Here is a 17,352-nt window from a genome sequence, read left to right on the forward strand (position 1 = left end):
CGAATGTATATTATTTGAGGTTCAGTCCGGTGCCGGCTTTCTTTCCGGAATTGACTCCCTCCTGCTTATATTGCATTGCCACAAAAATTCCTGCCAGAGCCACTGCACCTATGGTAATGAATCCCCACTTTATACCGATCCCATCCGTCAGTGCTCCGACCACGGTCGGCCCCATGAACATGCCCAGACCGTATATTGCCTGAAAAACACCCATGGCAGTTGCCCGTTTGTCACCGGGTACATTCTGTATGCTGAGTCCCATAAGCAGCGGGAAAACCGTTCCCGTTCCAAAGCCTCCTAAAAGCTGTGAAACAGAGAGCATGGCCAGATTATGCGAAAAAGGTATTATGCAGCAGGAAGCCGCTGAAATTATAAGACCATAGATTATTGTCCTGCGTTCCCCAAGCTTCCGGGCAAAGAAGGAACCGCTGAGCGCAGAACCTATTACCCCCGGAACTGCCGACAGGGCTGTAAGCATGGCAATCTGAAATTCCGAAGCCCCCAGATTTTTTGCCACAACCGGGGTAAAACCGTAAATTGTTGCAAAGGATACAAACTGGCAGATTACACCGATTGCCGCAACCGTTTGGAAATTGCCCTCCCGGACTACCATGAGCAGTTCTTTGACCTGGGCCGGTTTCCTTTCCAGCTTCTTTTCCGAAATGCCAAAGCTCAGGAGAAGACCTATGGCAGCGATTATCAGGGATACAAAAAATGTAGCCCTGACGCCGAAACCGTCTACGATGAACCCCCCTGAAACAAGCCCCAGCAATATCCCTCCGTTGCAGAAGGCATTTAATACCCCCACTGCTTTGGTTGCTTCGCTTTCATCAAAATAGCTGGAGTAAAGTACTGTAAATATGACCCAGAACGCAGAAGCAACTCCTGAAAAACTTCTGAAAACCAGAATAAGCATGGGCTGATCATATAAATACAAGCCTGCCGAAGATATTACAAGTGATAAAAGTCCAAGGCTTATAAATATTTTTCTTTTCCCCAGCCTGTCGGAAATAATGCCGATTGGCACTCTGAACACCAGCTGACCCACTCCATAGCAGCCTAATATTAGTCCCACCATCAGGTATGACGCCCCCAGTGATTTTATATAAGTCGGCAGTACCGGTGAATATATGTACGTAGAAAACCAAAAAAGTGCAGTAACAGTATATAACAAGTGTATTTTTACATTTTTGACCATAGATTTATCTCATTCCCATATGCTGTAAATTTAAACGTGCAATAGAAGCAACAGTATAAATGATAACACAAATAATTAAATAACAAAACAAAATCACCATTCCACCCTGTTCCTTCCATTTCGTTTGGCCAAAAGGAGATTTTTGTCGGCTTCCTCAATGACGTCCTCATAATTATTGTCCTTGGTATATATTCTGCAACTCACTCCAAAGCTTGCAGTTACCTTTATTTCATGATCCCCGCTCACAATTGTCCTGCTTTCGATTGCCTTTCTCATGCTCTCGGCAATTTCAACCGTCATTCGCAAAGGCGCTCCGGGAAGGCACACCAAAAACTCCTCTCCGCCGTAGCGGGCCAGCCAGTCGGTATCTCTTCGGATGCAGGACTGGATAATTCCGGTCAGAGTCTTCAGTACCGTATCCCCTACCAGATGTCCATAGGTATCATTGACTCTTTTATAATGATCAATATCAATCATTATAACCGACAGCAGTTTTTTGTTGATTATCGATGACATCAGCTCTATGGGAAGTTTCTCGTTGATATACCTTCTGTTGTATATCCCCGTCAGTGCGTCTCTTACAGCCAGATTGTTGATATTGTCTATCATTATGAGCAGCTCTGTTATGTCACCGCTCAATTTGTTTTCAAAAATCAAACTGTCGGTAGCATCTTTCAGGAGTTCAACCACCACCCGTCCTTCCTTCAATTCCACCGGTACAGCGGTTGTCATAACAATTTTGTCCGGGTTATATTCTATTTTTACAAAAGATTTATTTTCTATATAGGCGCGCATGGAAATACAATTTTTACACACGGTTGTGTTTCCCCAAAAGGTGTAGCATTTTATTTCTTCAGCTTCGGTATCTATCTCATTCTTTTCATTTACATTTATCACCTTTGAATTTACAGGGTCCACAAACCTTATATGCTCGTACATATTGCGTATAATATCCAAACAGCCCAATAACTGCTCAAAATCTTTTTCCTTCACTTCGTCACCTCCCATCTTTTTTTATAGCAGCCGCTTTTTCGATACACATATTTTAACCATATACTGCGACAATATTTGACCCGGCTTTTGTTTTTGAAAAAATTAATAAGCTTTTTAGACTTGAAAGCAGTGCTCCCGGCCGGTATTAATCAATGGATTGCCCCCGAAGAACTTGCCTGAAATAGTATGGCTTACTCAAAGCACCTCTCAGCCGTCGCAGCAACTCGACCATCCGGGTCTCGAGTGCTGCTCAAATTGACGTCCTGTCAATTTCCCGGCATGATGTGCTTTGAGTAAGCCCACAAATTTCAAGCAAGCTCTTCTGATCAGGCAATCCATTGATTAATACCAGCCTCGCGCACTGCTTAAAAAGTGTAATGCTGTTATTAACATTTTTTCAAAAAATTTTCAGCTTACAGTCCACAGCATGAAATGATTAATATTGGACAAAAAATGAAATGCCATATAAAAATAACTGGGATATATTATTAATTAGTGAATAAGGTAAAATTAGCAGTATTCGCCTCTCAGCGGATACTGGAGCAAAAAAATTTTTATAATATTTATGGCTGCTATGCGGCTCATGGAGGTTAGCTTGAAAGACTTCACTTACGTTCGTCTTCCAAACCAACCTGTGAATTTATGGCCGTGCGAAATATTCAAAGTATTTACCAATACTTTGAAAGCGCACATGGCCAATTAACCTCCTTTATTCACCTTATAGCGGATGAGGGAGAGAACAAATTTCATTATTATTTTGTGGCCGCTATTGCGGCTCATGGAGGTTAATATGACTCACGAAAAACCGGCTTACATGAATGAAAGTTTAAGTTTTGAGGAACGTGTCAAGGATCTGGTATCCAGAATGACTCTTGAGGAAAAAACATCTCAGATGCTCTACAATTCCCCGGCAATACCCCGTTTGGGAATACCTTCCTACAACTGGTGGAACGAGGCGCTGCATGGCGTTGCCAGGGCCGGAACAGCAACTGTTTTTCCGCAGGCCATCGGTATGGCTGCAACTTTTGATGAGGATTTAATCTTTGAGATAGCAGATGTTATTTCCACCGAGGGAAGAGCAAAGTACCACGAATTCCAAAGAAGAGACGACCATGACATTTACAAGGGTCTTACCTTCTGGTCACCAAATATCAATATCTTCAGAGATCCCCGCTGGGGCCGCGGCCATGAGACCTATGGCGAAGACCCGTATCTCACCGCCCTGCTTGGCATCAAGTTTGTTGAAGGCCTCCAGGGAAACGACAGCAAATACCTGAAAACTGCGGCCTGCGCCAAGCACTTTGCCGTACACAGCGGCCCCGAGGGAGAGCGCCACAGCTTCAACGCGGTAGCCTCCAAAAAAGACATGTATGAAACCTATCTGCCTGCCTTCAAAAAACTGGTGCAGGATGCAAAGGTTGAAGCTGTAATGGGTGCCTATAACAGAACCAACGGTGAGCCCTGCTGCGGAAGCAAAACCCTGCTCCAGGACATTCTCAGGGACGACTGGGGCTTCCAGGGACATGTAACCTCAGACTGTTGGGCAATCAAGGACTTCCATGAACATCACATGGTTACAAAAACAGCTCCCGAATCAGTTGCACTGGCTGTCAACAACGGCTGTGACACCAACTGCGGTAATATGTATCTGAACCTGATGATTGCATACCAGGAGGGCCTCATTACCGAAGAGAAGATAAACGAATCGGTTACCCGCCTGATGATGACCCGTATGAAGCTGGGTATGTTCGACAGGGATGAAAAGGTTCCTTTTGCAGATACCCCTTATGATGTGGTTGACTGTAAAGAACACAGGGCTCTTGCACTTAAAGCCTCAAGAGAATCTCTGGTGCTTCTGAAAAATGACGGTTTGCTTCCTCTTAAAAAGGACGGCTTGAAGTCCATTGCCGTCATCGGTCCCAATGCCGACAGCAGGGATGCCCTCATGGGCAACTATTTTGGAACTCCGTCACAGTATATTACAGTACTGGACGGCATCCGCGAAATACTGCCCGACACTGTCAGAATTAACTATTCCCAGGGCTGTCACCTGTACAAGGATAAAGTTGAAGGCCTGGCCATGCCAAACGACAGAATCGCCGAAGCCGTGGCTGCAGCCGGGAAATCAGATGTTGTCGTACTCTGTCTCGGACTTGACGCCACCATCGAAGGTGAAGAAGGTGATGCAGGAAACGAATATGGGGCAGGCGACAAATTCGACCTGAACCTTCCCGGGCTGCAGCAGCAGCTTCTGGAGGCCGTAACGGCTGCCGGCAAACCGGTCATCCTTGTGCTGCTGGCAGGAAGTGCCCTGTCTGTCACCTGGGCTGACAAAAATGTGCCGGCCATCGTTCAGGCATGGTATCCAGGTGCTCAAGGGGGAAGGGCTATTGCCGGAATGCTTTTCGGAGAATTCAGTCCCTGCGGCAAGCTGCCTGTGACCTTCTACAGGACAACCGAGGAACTTCCTGATTTCCATGACTACTCCATGAAAAACAGGACTTATAAGTATATGGAAAATGAAGCACTTTACCCATTCGGCTATGGTCTTGGATATACCAGATTTGAGTTCAGTGACTTAACCCTGTCCTCGGATAAAATCAAACCGGGAGACAGTATTACCTGTACAGCTAAAATAAAAAATGCAGGAAGTATGGAAGCCAGTGAAGTTGTACAACTTTATCTGAAGGATGTTGAAACCAGTGTCACTGCTCCCAGATGGCAGCTCAGAGGAGTCCGGAAAGTAAGTCTCAAGCCCGGAGAACAAAAAGAAGTAAGTCTGGCTTTGACAGCGGAGGATATGCTGCTTGTGACCGATGAAGGCGATTCCGTTCTGGAGCCCGGAATCTTCGAGGTCTATGTCGGCGGAAGCCAGCCGGATGCCAGAAGCGTCAGCCTGACAGGCTGCAAGGTGCTGAGAGGCTGCTTCGAATTGGCATAAAGCCAGAAACAAAAGTGGCAAAAACATAAGTTGACTCGTGTGCTAATTAAAGTTTTGTTTTGCTTTACAGATAGATTTAATTAGAATCAACTGGTACGCGAGTACAACTTCATGAAATAAGATGCACAGTTAAAAACAATTGCGGTAAATTGTCGACGACGGTAAAACCGCTTTAAATGAGACGATACAATTTTCGTAATTTTTTGGGGGCATCCTTATTTCATGAAGTTAGTACGTAAGTTAACTTCCCATACAATATCATGCCGGAAAATGATATACTTGATATGACTGCTTGTCTTATTCAAAACAAATAATATAGATACACTGTATGGAGCTGCAAATTTATGTTCGTTGAAGGTCTGCACGAAAAGAATATATTTTCAGTAGAATTTCCCTTCAGGTTGGAGGACAACACTCAAGTGGATTTTACTTACCCTGTTCACTGGCATCCCGCTGTTGAACTGCTTTATGTTGAAAAAAACACATTTAACATTACTGTCAACAACAGCGAAATCGCACTTGATGAGGGAGATATTCTGTTCATTGCAAATGGTGATACTCACGGATTTTCAAATAAGAACAACCATGGCAGGAGGTTTTTCATCCAATTTGAGACATCAGCCTTCAATGCTCTGGGAAGCAATACCGTTATCAAGCCCCTTATATCCAATACCATCAGAATATCCAGGCAGGAGCTGCCGTTTTATAATGATCTGAAAGTCCATATATTAAGTATAATTGACAGTTACAATAAAAAGGCCTTTGGTTATCAGCTTTTTTTAAGTGCCAGACTTTATGACATTTTGGCCATTATTTCAAATTATGTCATGGATAGGGTAAAACCCCAAAACAGGACCGATACAGTGAAGAAAATTCAGGGGCTGGACAAGCTGTCCGAAGCCTTTAAGTTTATCGAGACAAACTACATGAATGACATTTCACTGGCAGATGTGGCCAGGGCAGCGGGCTTCAGTGAATTTTACTTTTCAAGGATTTTCAAGGACATTACAGAAAAAAATTTCAGCCGTTACTTGAATGAATACAGGATCAAGCAGGCTGAACATTATTTGATAAATTCAGGCATGTCGGTAGCTGATATCGCCTATACCGTCGGTTTTAACAGTATAGTGACCTTTAACAGGTCCTTTAAAACCGTAAAAGGCTGCTCCCCTTCCATCTATAAGAAAATAGGTATTTAATTATAAATGTAAATATCAAATTCAATTTCGCAAATTCCCGGTCATATCCGTACCACGACCGTTACCGCTCAAAAAACATGAATGCAATTGGAATTAACGTACCTAAGACCGATATCAGTATAACTCCAACGCTTCCAAGTCTTTTATGGTCATCCCTCCATAGACTTACACCATAGGTAAGGCTGTAGTACCCTGCCATAAGCATGAAAATAGAAAGTATATAAATCAAATCAATCACTCCGTCTTCCGTAATATAAATCTTTTGCAGACAGCCGCCAGCTGTATCACCTTTATCTTTGCAAATTCTGCTACTTGTCGGTCACCCTGGAGGATTTCCACATAAGCCCGGTCCTCCGGATATTTACGTTGGCTTTGACATTGACTCCGGCTTCCTGAAAATGTGAGTTCCAGTTAAATTTTTCCCACTCCCCGATATTGGAGAAATAGCCTGCGAATTGTTGTCCGAAGCCGAAAATATCGGATTTATACTCATCCCGGACCTTTCCGATTACCTGTGTTACTCTTTCCCGGATATATTTTTCGGCGTCATCATTCAATTTTTCAATTTTGTTCCTGTCCTCATAATCTATTCTGCTCTGTATTGAGCCTATATCCGCCTCCAGTTCAAGACTCACACTGACAACAGGCCGTCCTTTTTTAAAATAGCCCTTTATGACAGGCTTCCTGCTGAGCCGGAAATCCATAGGAATAACATACTCCGGTAATTCCTCGTCCTGAATATCTATTATCCCTCTCTTGAATTTCCCGGTAATCATGAGAAAATATCTCGTCTCTTCGGAGTTCAGTGTTCCCACCATCTTATCCCCTTTAAATACGGCAGTACCGGCGAATTCCCTTTTTGCAACACCGGATCTGGGAATTCTCCCTGGCTCATACCCATTGTCAAGGTTTAGAGGCGATTCTGTTTTTTGCTGTCCTTCAGGCAGCTGCTTGAAATCGTTGATCCCGCTGTATGCGGTAAAGCCCTGCTCATAAGTGGACAGCAGTGCAGTATAAAAATTATAGAAGGTGACCCTGGGAAAGAAACTTGTATTGTCTGCCTGAACAGACATCAGCTCCATTGCTTTGGACAAGCTTTCACCAATATTTGACGTATTGTCTCGAATATAATCCTGTGCGGTCCCTTTTACCACCGCTATATTAACCACTCTCCTCGCCTGTCTGAATCTTGCCAGCGGAGCCAGAAAAGGCTGTATTCCCTCCTTGACCAGGTCCTCGGACATTATTAAATTTTTCATGTGCATCAGGGATATTCTTCTCGATACAGCCATTCCGTACATATCAAGGGCTTCCAGAATGGATGGGGCCTCGATGGTATGAATATTGGTTCCGGCAGCTTCATTGGAGCCTTCCATCCCTCCGCCTCCGGCCTTCTTATCCTGTCCTCCTCCGCTTCCTCCTCCCGAATTCTTGTACGTGGGATATTGAATGGTAACCCTTATTTTATTTGTTATTCCCTTATCAAGGCCAAGCACCAGTGCATAAACCTCGTCATCCACCTCAACGGCATCATAGCAGGCAGTGGTAACAGAGCCGATAAACAGACAGACTATTATTAATAAACTAATTCTTTTTACCATGGACAATATCACCCCTTTTGCGGAATATTACTGCAATAAACAGTATCAATACAGGTACAAGATATATAAAAAAGCAGCTGTACTGTCTGATGAAATGAATATTTAGCTGAACTACCTCGGACATATTCTTCGGGACGAGAGCCACCATAAACAATAAAAAGCTGAAGGGAAATATCAGCGGCCTGTGCCCAGGGATTCTAAAGGCCTTGGTATATATGTTTATGGATAAATAGAAGGCTATTGACACCGACACCAGTGAGGATATGACCCAGGCAAACAGAAAGATCGACTCCAGTCTCTGTACAAATCTGTTGAAATAAATAGCTCTTGATAATTCAAAAAGTCCGGACAGGTTTTCCCTTCCCCCTGTATATGTGAAGGCCAGTACATTACATAGCAGGTTGCTGCTGAAGGTGATACCTGTTATGATTATGCTGGCATACCCGGCCCTTTTGAAGGTTTTCAGCCCATGCATGGAATTTATCATAAAGGCCAGTATGAGCACTTCGTCATATGCGGAGCACCGCAGCAGACCTGTGACTACTGTCTCTTTTAATCCATACCCAAGATATGGTTTCATATAATTGATATTATAATTCGGACTTGCCAGCAGCAGTATAACAAAAAGTGCAACAATGACCGGAATAAAAAAGATTCCCGATATGCGTGCAATCCCTTCCAGGCCATAATAAGCCACTATGGCGCACACTGCTATAAAAGCGAAAATCAATAAGCTGGGCGGTGAATAAGGAAGGTTATACGCTTTTATCATCTCTACGAACTCCCTGAGACTTGAGGCAGCATAAAACAAAAGATATGCCGAAAATACCAGAGACAGCACCTTTCCGCTAAACCGGCCCAATACTGCTTCGAATATCTGCGTAATATCCTTATTGGGAAAGCGTTTCATCAGCATATATATCAAAGAGAACATCACAAGAGTTGTCAGACAGGAAACAATAGTACCAATCCAGCCCGACGTCCCCTCAATGTCAATGATTACAGATATGCTGGTATAGAAAATCTTTGTTATCATCAAAGTTGAGGTAATGCAGATTGCCTCATAGGTTCCGAAGGCACCTTCCCTATTCCTGATCGTCGTCATCTTCTTCATCCTCCTCATCCTCAATGCCTTCCCGACTTTTCCCGCTTCCCTTTTTTTCTCTTCCTTTTATCTCTTTGCCGCCTGTTTCTTCGCCTTCTGTTTTGCTCTCCCGTTTACCCACCTGCTCTTCCTCATCGGAATCCTCAGCCGGAGCAGGTGCTTCTTCAACCCATTTTCTTGACACTTTCGACTGTCTTGTGACATCCAGAGGATTTACATTCTCCGGCCTGAATTCCTGCATCCATATAGGCCTTCTTATAACAAGATCGTTGCTGTTACTGACTTTAGGGGCAAAATAGGTCAGCATGGGAACACCAAAGGATTTGGTACATGCCAGCATAACAGCTCCCACTACTATGCCCAGGGAAATACCGTAAAAACCCAGAAATGCTCCCAGTATTATAAAAACCAGCCTGGAAATTCTGGCTGCAAAAGCTACACTGAAATCGGGAACCGCAAAATTCCCCAGTCCTGTTATCGCAACGATTATGATGAGGACAGGGCTGACCAGGTTGGCCTGAACTGCCGCCTGTCCCAGTATAAGTGCCCCGATGATGCCTATGGTATTTCCTATAATCCCGGGTATTCTGATGCCTGCTTCCCGGATGAGTTCAAAGGATACTTCCATCAGCAGAACCTCCATAATAGTTGGAAAAGGTACATTTTCACGGGCTTTTGCAATTGCAATCAACAGATCGGTTGGTATCATTTCTCTGTGAAAGTTTGTTAATGCAACATAAAGTCCCGGTATAAAGGTTGCAATAAATAAGGCAAAAATTCTGATAATTCTCAGGAGTGTTCCGTATTGCCACCTCAAAGTGGTGTCTTCAGGGGTATGAAGCATTGTTGCAATACTTACAGGCACTATCAGTGCAAATGGCGTGCCGTCTGCAATGATGGCAGCTTTGCCCTCTATAAGGTGGGAGGCTGTTCTGTCAGGTCTTTCCGTGGACAGAATGGTCGGAACTATTGACCAGGTATTTTCTTCAATAAACTGCTCCAGCATTCCGCTGCCGGCTATAAAGTCGGTTTTCAGACCTTTTATCCTTCTTTTTATCTCCTTTACTATAGCCGGATTAATTAATCCGTCAATGTACATCACTGCACATTGGTTTTGATTTCTTGTACCTATCTTCAGAAATTCCGTTGACAGATCCTTGTTTTTTACAATACGCCTGACCAGGGTTACATTGGTGCGCATATTTTCTGTGAAAGCTTCCTGGGAGCCCCTTACGACTCCTTCGGTCTGGGGCGTACTCACAGCACGCCTTTCGTACCCCTTTGTCTCACTGGATACGCAGTAATCACAGCCTTCAACAAACAGACATGTATTGCCCACAAGGATCTCGTATATCATTTCCTCGGTTTCAGAAATTTTGGTGGCCTGGTTTGTTTCAAGAACTCCCCGGAGAATCCTGTCCAGACTGCAGTCCTCCTCCTGAAATTCCTTTTTTATCATAAGGGGTTTAATAATAAAATCGTTTATGGTAATCCTGTCCGCCATACCGTCAATATATGAAATGAAAGCTCTGAGTCTGCCCCCGACAGTGAATTCCCGGATGATGATATCCTTGTTTTTTTCAGCATTAAAAGCCTTTTTGACAAGCTCCATATTCTCATCAATATCTCTTGAAATCTCTTCAGCAAGTATATTGCCATCATCTTTATTCACAACCTGATATTTTTTTCCGGGTTGATCTTCCCTGGCTGTTTCTTTCTTTTTGCCTTTAGACTGTTCCTTTGTCTTTACCTTTTTTATCATTGACACCGGAGTCGGCTTTATTATTCCCCTGACCTTATGTTCTACTCCCCTGATCTTTCTGGCCTGTCTTTTCTCCTCTTCTGTCTCGGGGATGTAAAAACTCTCCTCTTCTTTTGGTTTTTTATAGGTCAAAAGCGAAAACAGGCCCGGAATACCTCTCTTTTTAGCCATAATTTCCTCCTTATTGTAAGCAATGGTGTGTATTAATATCATTTCCAAAGCATATTAAAATATCATAAGGAGAAAATTGTATATTTTACCTGTACTTTAAGGTTCTTATCCATCAATGAGAGTCTGATAATTTTCCTGCCGGGAATTTTATTAAAAGAATTGCGCTTGTGATGATTGCAGTTACAGGGATAATCAGTATTATTCCTATGCCGCTGCACAGTATTTGAAAAACTTCAGGACAAAACAGTTTGGAATTGATCAATTTGCTCAAGGGATAGTTTGTTATATCAAACCAGAGCAGAAGGGTCATAAAACCGCCAATGTATGCGAAAAGCAGAGTGTTTGTCATGGTGCCCAGTATATCCCTGCCGATATTAATACCGGACTTCAGCAGGTCATGTTTATTAATGTATGAATTATTGCTGAATATCTCCTGCATGGAGGATGAGATTGAAATGGAAACATCTATAACAGCACCTATCAGCCCGATCAGTATTTCACATACGACCAGTTTTGAGAAGTCAATATGAACATAATATGACAAATATGCCGCTCTTCCCGGGTTTTCATTGCTGAAACCCTGCAGCCTGGCATCTGAACCTATTTTATATACCAATAACAGTGTCAGCAGCACCACCAGGCACACAGCTATAAACGATGAAACCGTTTTTTTATTAAAGCCGTTTATTAAAAACAAAGTAATGAAACTGATTACAATACAGCCTATGACCGTAGCCTTAACAGGGTCGATACCTGAAGAAATCAATTTCAGCATTGCAAAAAAGGTAAAAAAGTTCACTATAAGCATGGCGAAAGACTTTAATCCTCTGTTTTTTCCCACTACGGCCATCAGGAATAGTAAAATTATCAATAATACAAATGTAACACTCATGTTTTAACTCCGCTTCTTTTATATGTCAATAGTAATACCGAGATATAAATGGTTATGGGAATACTGATAACTATGCCTATACTCCCGGTCAGTGCCCGGGTTACTTCCAGAGACAAGTTATAATTTATGATGTTAAAGGTCGAATATCCATTCTTAATCCAGAGTATTATCATGGGAATGCTTCCGCTGATATATGCAAACACAAGTACATTGGCCATGGTTCCCATAATATCCTTCCCAATCTCCCTGCCTGAGCTGACAAGCATTTTAACTTCAATATCCGGATTCTTCATATAAATTTCATTGATGGCTGATGAGATGGTTATTGCAATGTCTATAATCCCACCCAGAGTACCTATTATCACTTCTACAATAAACAGCCTGGTGGAGTCATAGGCTAAAAAATCCATTTCGTCATAATATATGCCTTTCCCATCGGTAACCAGGATTACCGCAAGTGTCAGAAGAAGTGAAAACAGAGTTCCGGCAATGGTTCCGCATATTGCCGCAAAGCTTTTGTTATTGATCCCATTCACCAGGAGAATGGATATCAGAATGAACAGCAGACTGGCTGCCGCCGTAATCAAAATAACATTATACCTTTTGACATAAAGGTCGATAAGCATCCATGAAATCATAATATTGACAGAAACACTGGCCAGTGATCTCAAACCTTTATTCCTTCCAATCACAACAATAAGAAATACAAATATAATTATGACATACACAAGCTGCCTGTCCCGTTTCAAATCCAGGATACCGGCTGATATGATGTTTTTTTGAGCATCCTCCCTGTATGAAATAAAAACCTCGTCCCTGACTTCATACCGGGTATCAAACACCTGGGATTCGGAAGTATTATTACTCAGAGTTATCCTCTCTCCCCTGTGAACTCCATTCATCACCACCGCTCTTATATCCTGGGTGTATATCTTCTCGGAATTGCCGTAAATATCACCTGACTGCTTTGTATGAGTCTCTGTTACTGACGTAATCTTAGCTATTGGTCTGGTATAAAAGCTTTCATTATTATTTGCGAATATAACTGCACCCAGCGACAAAATTACTAAAAATATGGTAAACACAGCCCTATGCCTGTAGTTACCGCTATTTAAACCAGGTATTTTCATAAGTTCCTGTCCTTGAATTCATTATTTCTTATTATAATACACCCAAAATAATACAAAACCAAGCATAAGAATTGATAAATTCAATATTCAGAAGCTAATTTAATGAATAAGCCAAAAGTTTAAAGCTATTTTTTAAGCTGTTTAAAGAGGGTGATTGCAAAGATATGCATGTTAGTGCACTGGGGCAGGGTTATGCTTTCCAGCTTTACAGTACCTGGAAAAGACCTCTGTACAGCGAATATACTATATAAATTATAATACAGCCTGTCTTCGTTTTTATCGTAAACCTTACCTTTCCATATGACCTTTTCGTCGTATAAGGGATGACCGGCTGCCCAGTCACTGAGGTCTACCCGCACCATGTCCCGGTTTCCGCCGGCATGGTTTAATGTCATATACTCAGTATAATTACCCCAATAAAAGTGCACTCGGTCTCTTCAGTTATAATATCAAAGCCGGTGTTTTTGCATTCTTTTCATTTTGAGCTGAACCGGTATTGTCCAGAGCATCTTGAAGCTTGCTGAGAATGTTTCTTTCTTCTTTTAAAATATCTTCAAATATTTTGAGTGCCTTATCGTGTATGACAGGAGAATAACCTGTGTATACCCCTTTAAGCAGCCAGCTTATTGCAAACTTCCATTTGGTGGATACATTTTGAAAATCCTTGACAATATTATCAAGGCCCGGATTCTGTAAATTCTTATTTATATGGTCTATAAACTGGGAGTAAAGAAGTCTGGAGCCCGACACATACATGAGATTTCTGTAAAATAGTGAGCCCCATATGTTGGACCTGGCTCCCCTGAATTCGTCTTCAAAATTAAACTTTGTTGTAAAATCGATTATAAAACTTTCCAGGTTGTTAAAAATATTCGACTGTTGGATTTTTTCCACAGATCCCGACAATATGACTTTGTAATCAAAAGCACCTGAAAATTCTTCAAAATGAAATGTCGAGTAGAAGGCGTAACCCTTTTCGAAATCAGCATAGGGCAATTTAAAGTGATTCAGTCCGGCTACAGGATCAATACATATAATATTGTTGCTGCCGTCAATATCCAGAGCGAGGCAGGTGTGTCCGAGACTGTGTTTTTGATAATTCCGGCTCCAGGGACACCAGTAGGTATTTATGGATATGGCGGTAGGATACCCAAGCTTTAACTGTTCTTTTATGGTATTGAGGATCTCCTTAACAGTTTCAGCTTTTACCCATTAAGCCTTCTTCTCCCGCCTCCGGGGGAAGGTATTCAAAATTGAAAGCTCCGGAAAAAGCCAGCAGGTATTTGTTGGAAAGGCTGTTACTGTTGAAAAAAGAAAGATATTTATTTACCATTTCTTTTTGATACGTTAATCTCTGCATGATAGATAAAACAAGGCCACATCAGCCGAAACTGTGTGACCTCGCTTTGTATATTACTAACCTTTTTCTTGTTTTCAATGACATTTCAGCATTGAATCCTAATACTCCTGCTTTCTCTTCTTATTGTTCTTGAGGCAATTTTAATTAAATTTTCTGGAATCATCTTGCACTTTATGTATAGATATCGGTATTTTACTTTAATATGTAAATGAACCTTTCTCACTAATTTACAAATATAAGTTTAAACCTTAACAAGATAATACTCCCTGAAACTCACCAATAAGTGATATATAAACTTCATATTTGACTTTTTTTAAATTATCAACACTTTCTTTTCCTCCTAAACTTAACAATGGTTCATATCCAAAACATTCATCATACGCAGGTTCTCCGTATTTTCCCACCGCTTCAAAATACGGACTCCATTTCCAATAATCCTCTTGAAAAAAGTTATTTAAGAAATAATTCCATCTTATATTTCTTTTAGTCCACATAACCTTAATTCTTTGATGTCTATAATCTAATATCACAAAATTCCCTCTACTATCACATACAATAATATCACCCATACCTGTTACAAAAATAGGTATCTCATTCAATGGCATTATATACGTTTCTTCCAATAATTTATGTAATAGATCTGGATTTATTACCTTTAAGTATCCTCTAAATGTACTTCCAAAGCCATACTTTTCCCATATTTCTATTACATCTTCTCCAACTTTGTCCTTATATTTGTTAATTGTATCTTTACTCACCTTCTCAGACAATTTAAAATCACAAAATACTTGTTCCATGGATTCTTTCATACTAAATACCTCCACAAGATAATTTAACATTCAGAAGAACTTTTTTAAAATCTTTATCAGGCAAATTTTTGTCCGTAATGTATTTATTCACCCCATTTTCAAGAACATCTGCCCTTGTTTTCCATTGAGATCCAATAGAAAAATTTATTCTGGCATTTCCCATTCCAGTTACATTTTCTGGATTACCACCTGCAATTTGATCTGGGTCATGCAGTGCCGCTTGAGTTTTTATCCATTTATTAGCTTTTTCTCTTGCCTCTTCTGGTTCAATACCATCATCCAAATACTCATTAAACTTATCTTCAAACGCTTCATCCCTAATTCGCTGTTGTTCAGTATTTCCCTTTGGATCTCTTCCACTGGGATTCTTCTTACCCTCCAGTTTTTGTTCCTCAAGTCTCCTCACATAAAACTCTCTGTTCTTAAGAAACTCCCCAATCGTTAATCTATTCAACCCATCTTCTTGACCCTTGACTTGCCTTTCATATTCCTCTTTTAACTCTTTAAACTTAGCCTTCACATTGAATGGTGGAACTTTAATAACTCTATCCATTGGTTTAGGCTTGTCGTCTTCTTTGGAGTCAACTTCACTTTCTCCCTGACCAGCCGCTTGCATACCCTGAGCAAGATCTTGAAGATTTGCGTTAGCCTGTGATTCACTCTGCTTTTTCTTGGTTTTTTCCAGCTTATCTCTTAATTCTCCACTTTCTGCCAAAATCCTGCTCGCTTCTGAATTTTCTTCAACTTCTGTTCCTTTTAGGCTTGCCATCATTACGGAGTTTCTATCTTTATCCTGTTCCACCCACAGTTCATGGGTTTCATTGCCCAGCTTGAATTTGACCTTCGGAGTCAGCATTTTTCTTATGGCTCCTGATATTTTGGCTGCTCCGGCTGCCAGTATCTGCATTCCAAGCTTCTTCAGGTTTATAAGGCCTAGTGTCATGAGGTTATTATGTATGCCGCTCCTGACGGTTCCGAAGAAGTCTCCTCCGCCTTCTGTTTTACTGCCGCCTTTGCTGTCGCCCTGGGCCTGTCCGGTTTCCTTTCCGCCTGTATTGCTTCCGGTTTTGCCCTGGCCGCCTATTCCCATGGCTGTCATCAGTTTGGCTCCATTACCCATGCTAGATAGGGTTGTTTTCTCGGCACTGTCCACCATTCCTGTTGTCTGGTTCGTGACCTGGTCTATCATTCCTCCCACTGTTTTTACAGGGCCCTCCAGGGGTTTCATTATGCCCTGTACCGGACCTGAGCCGGCGATTTTGTCCAGTATCTTGTCGGCATAGGGTATGTATTGTCTGATCAGCTCTACTATGGACTTGCCGGCTATTGCCTCTATTCCTTTGAATACAGCTTTTATCAGTGCTGAGGGCGGATGTGTGATGATGAAGTTCAGCACCATGTCCACGGCCTTGCTGGCTATGTTTTTTATGAGCTGGGCAGGCTGTCCCAGCAGTGTTACTTTTTCTTTGATGCTTCCTGAGATTTCTTTTACTTTGGTTTTTATGCTGCCAAAGAAGTTTCCTACTGCCTCTTTTAGTTTTTCTGCTCCTTCGCTGAGGGCCTGTGCGGGATTTCCCACTTTTTCGATGACTGTCACTATTCCTGCATACATTGCACTGAAGCTTTCAAACCAGGGTTTTGCCGCTATGTTTATGACCCCCAGTATTTTGTTCAGTCCTCCTGCTATTTTGTCATATACTCCTTTTAGGACGTTTAAGACTTTTGTAAGGGCATGGAGTACTTTTATGAGCCCTTTTTCTTCACGGCCCGCTGCAGGTTCTTTTTCCTCTTCTTCCTTTGGCTCCTGGGGCAAGCCCCTCAGCTGTCCGAACAGGCCTTTTACAAGGTAGCTTCCTATTCCCGCTATGCTCAGGATTTGCTTTACATCAGACAGCTTTATGCTTCTGATTGTGCTGACAAAGTTTAATACCGAGCCAACCTGTTTTAATAACTGGGGCAGTGTTGTTGTGAGCCAGGTTACTATCTGTACTACTACACTTCCTCCGCCTGTTGCAACTGCTGCCGCTATTTCGGCTGCTATCCGGGCCCCTTCCAGTACTACATTGAACACTTTTTTAAAATCCATGCTGAGGAATTTTTTTATTCCTGACATTACTGTCTTATACAGCTTCTGTATTCCTGTGAACATGCCGTCCACTGTTTTTGCCATTTTGTCAAGTGCAGCTGTAAC

The 17,352-nt window shown here is 42.0% G+C and carries 13 protein-coding genes; 2 read left to right on the forward strand and 11 right to left on the reverse strand.

Features of this window, described 5'->3' with window-relative positions:
• Window positions 1-10: 10 nt before the first annotated feature.
• Both T344_RS0121765 and T344_RS0121770 read right to left on the reverse strand, forming a co-directional pair.
• Window positions 11-1,198, reverse strand: coding sequence for an MFS transporter (locus T344_RS0121765; protein WP_027630453.1), 1,188 nt, complete (start codon window positions 1,196-1,198; stop codon window positions 11-13).
• 93 nt (window positions 1,199-1,291) lie between these two features.
• A complete protein-coding gene (locus T344_RS0121770) occupies window positions 1,292-2,191 on the reverse strand; it encodes a GGDEF domain-containing protein (protein WP_051572146.1) in 900 nt (299 codons plus the stop codon).
• Between the two features lie 790 nt (window positions 2,192-2,981).
• Between T344_RS0121770 and T344_RS0121775 the strand changes: the two genes are divergently transcribed.
• Both T344_RS0121775 and T344_RS0121780 read left to right on the forward strand, forming a co-directional pair.
• Window positions 2,982-5,132, forward strand: a complete 2,151-nt coding sequence (locus tag T344_RS0121775) for a glycoside hydrolase family 3 C-terminal domain-containing protein (protein ID WP_027630455.1) — start codon at window positions 2,982-2,984, stop codon at window positions 5,130-5,132.
• Window positions 5,133-5,476: 344 nt separating this feature from the next.
• Window positions 5,477-6,331 (forward strand): AraC family transcriptional regulator, encoded by an 855-nt coding sequence (locus T344_RS0121780; RefSeq protein ID WP_027630456.1) that lies wholly within the window; start codon window positions 5,477-5,479, stop codon window positions 6,329-6,331.
• Between the two features lie 308 nt (window positions 6,332-6,639).
• Here the strand turns inward: T344_RS0121780 and T344_RS0121785 are convergent, their stop codons facing one another.
• The 9 genes from T344_RS0121785 to T344_RS29015 form a co-directional block, all read right to left on the reverse strand.
• A complete protein-coding gene (locus T344_RS0121785) occupies window positions 6,640-7,932 on the reverse strand; it encodes a Ger(x)C family spore germination protein (RefSeq protein ID WP_027630457.1) in 1,293 nt (430 codons plus the stop codon).
• Window positions 7,916-9,046: a GerAB/ArcD/ProY family transporter gene (locus T344_RS0121790; protein ID WP_340140768.1), complete on the reverse strand. Its 1,131-nt coding sequence runs from the start codon at window positions 9,044-9,046 to the stop codon at window positions 7,916-7,918. The genes T344_RS0121785 and T344_RS0121790 overlap by 17 nt, the downstream gene beginning before the upstream one ends.
• Window positions 9,018-10,970 (reverse strand): spore germination protein, encoded by a 1,953-nt coding sequence (locus T344_RS0121795; protein ID WP_027630459.1) that lies wholly within the window; start codon window positions 10,968-10,970, stop codon window positions 9,018-9,020. Before T344_RS0121795 ends, T344_RS0121790 begins: the two co-directional genes overlap by 29 nt.
• A gap of 112 nt (window positions 10,971-11,082) precedes the next feature.
• Entirely contained in the window at window positions 11,083-11,862 is a 780-nt protein-coding gene (locus tag T344_RS0121800) for a YibE/F family protein (RefSeq protein ID WP_027630460.1), read from the reverse strand.
• A complete protein-coding gene (locus tag T344_RS0121805; RefSeq protein ID WP_027630461.1) occupies window positions 11,859-12,992 on the reverse strand; it encodes a YibE/F family protein in 1,134 nt (377 codons plus the stop codon). The genes T344_RS0121800 and T344_RS0121805 overlap by 4 nt, the downstream gene beginning before the upstream one ends.
• A gap of 125 nt (window positions 12,993-13,117) precedes the next feature.
• Window positions 13,118-13,387: a hypothetical protein gene (locus tag T344_RS0121810; protein WP_154669466.1), complete on the reverse strand. Its 270-nt coding sequence runs from the start codon at window positions 13,385-13,387 to the stop codon at window positions 13,118-13,120.
• Window positions 13,388-13,433: 46 nt separating this feature from the next.
• Window positions 13,434-13,988, reverse strand: coding sequence for a hypothetical protein (locus T344_RS0121815; RefSeq protein ID WP_027630463.1), 555 nt, complete (start codon window positions 13,986-13,988; stop codon window positions 13,434-13,436).
• Window positions 13,989-14,600: 612 nt separating this feature from the next.
• Entirely contained in the window at window positions 14,601-15,161 is a 561-nt protein-coding gene (locus T344_RS0121830) for a T6SS immunity protein Tdi1 domain-containing protein (RefSeq protein WP_051572148.1), read from the reverse strand.
• Between the two features lies 1 nt (window position 15,162).
• Window positions 15,163-17,352: polymorphic toxin type 15 domain-containing protein (locus tag T344_RS29015; RefSeq protein WP_242842120.1), on the reverse strand; the 2,190-nt coding region annotated here is incomplete at its 5' end.

Origin of the sequence: Ruminiclostridium cellobioparum DSM 1351 = ATCC 15832 (assembly GCF_000621505.1) — a bacterium.
GTDB classification, from domain to species: Bacteria; Bacillota; Clostridia; order Acetivibrionales; family DSM-1351; genus Ruminiclostridium; species Ruminiclostridium cellobioparum.

Coding starts and splice junctions, on each gene's coding strand:
- T344_RS0121790 (WP_340140768.1), bottom strand. CDS start 9,046: ATGAAGAAGATGACGACGATCAGGAATAGGGAAGGTGCCTTCGGAACC.
- T344_RS0121765 (WP_027630453.1), bottom strand. CDS start 1,198: ATGGTCAAAAATGTAAAAATACACTTGTTATATACTGTTACTGCACTT.
- T344_RS0121775 (WP_027630455.1), top strand. CDS start 2,982: ATGACTCACGAAAAACCGGCTTACATGAATGAAAGTTTAAGTTTTGAG.
- T344_RS0121830 (WP_051572148.1), bottom strand. CDS start 15,161: ATGAAAGAATCCATGGAACAAGTATTTTGTGATTTTAAATTGTCTGAG.
- T344_RS0121800 (WP_027630460.1), bottom strand. CDS start 11,862: ATGAGTGTTACATTTGTATTATTGATAATTTTACTATTCCTGATGGCC.
- T344_RS0121810 (WP_154669466.1), bottom strand. CDS start 13,387: ATGACATTAAACCATGCCGGCGGAAACCGGGACATGGTGCGGGTAGAC.
- T344_RS0121785 (WP_027630457.1), bottom strand. CDS start 7,932: ATGGTAAAAAGAATTAGTTTATTAATAATAGTCTGTCTGTTTATCGGC.
- T344_RS0121780 (WP_027630456.1), top strand. CDS start 5,477: ATGTTCGTTGAAGGTCTGCACGAAAAGAATATATTTTCAGTAGAATTT.
- T344_RS0121805 (WP_027630461.1), bottom strand. CDS start 12,992: ATGAAAATACCTGGTTTAAATAGCGGTAACTACAGGCATAGGGCTGTG.
- T344_RS0121795 (WP_027630459.1), bottom strand. CDS start 10,970: ATGGCTAAAAAGAGAGGTATTCCGGGCCTGTTTTCGCTTTTGACCTAT.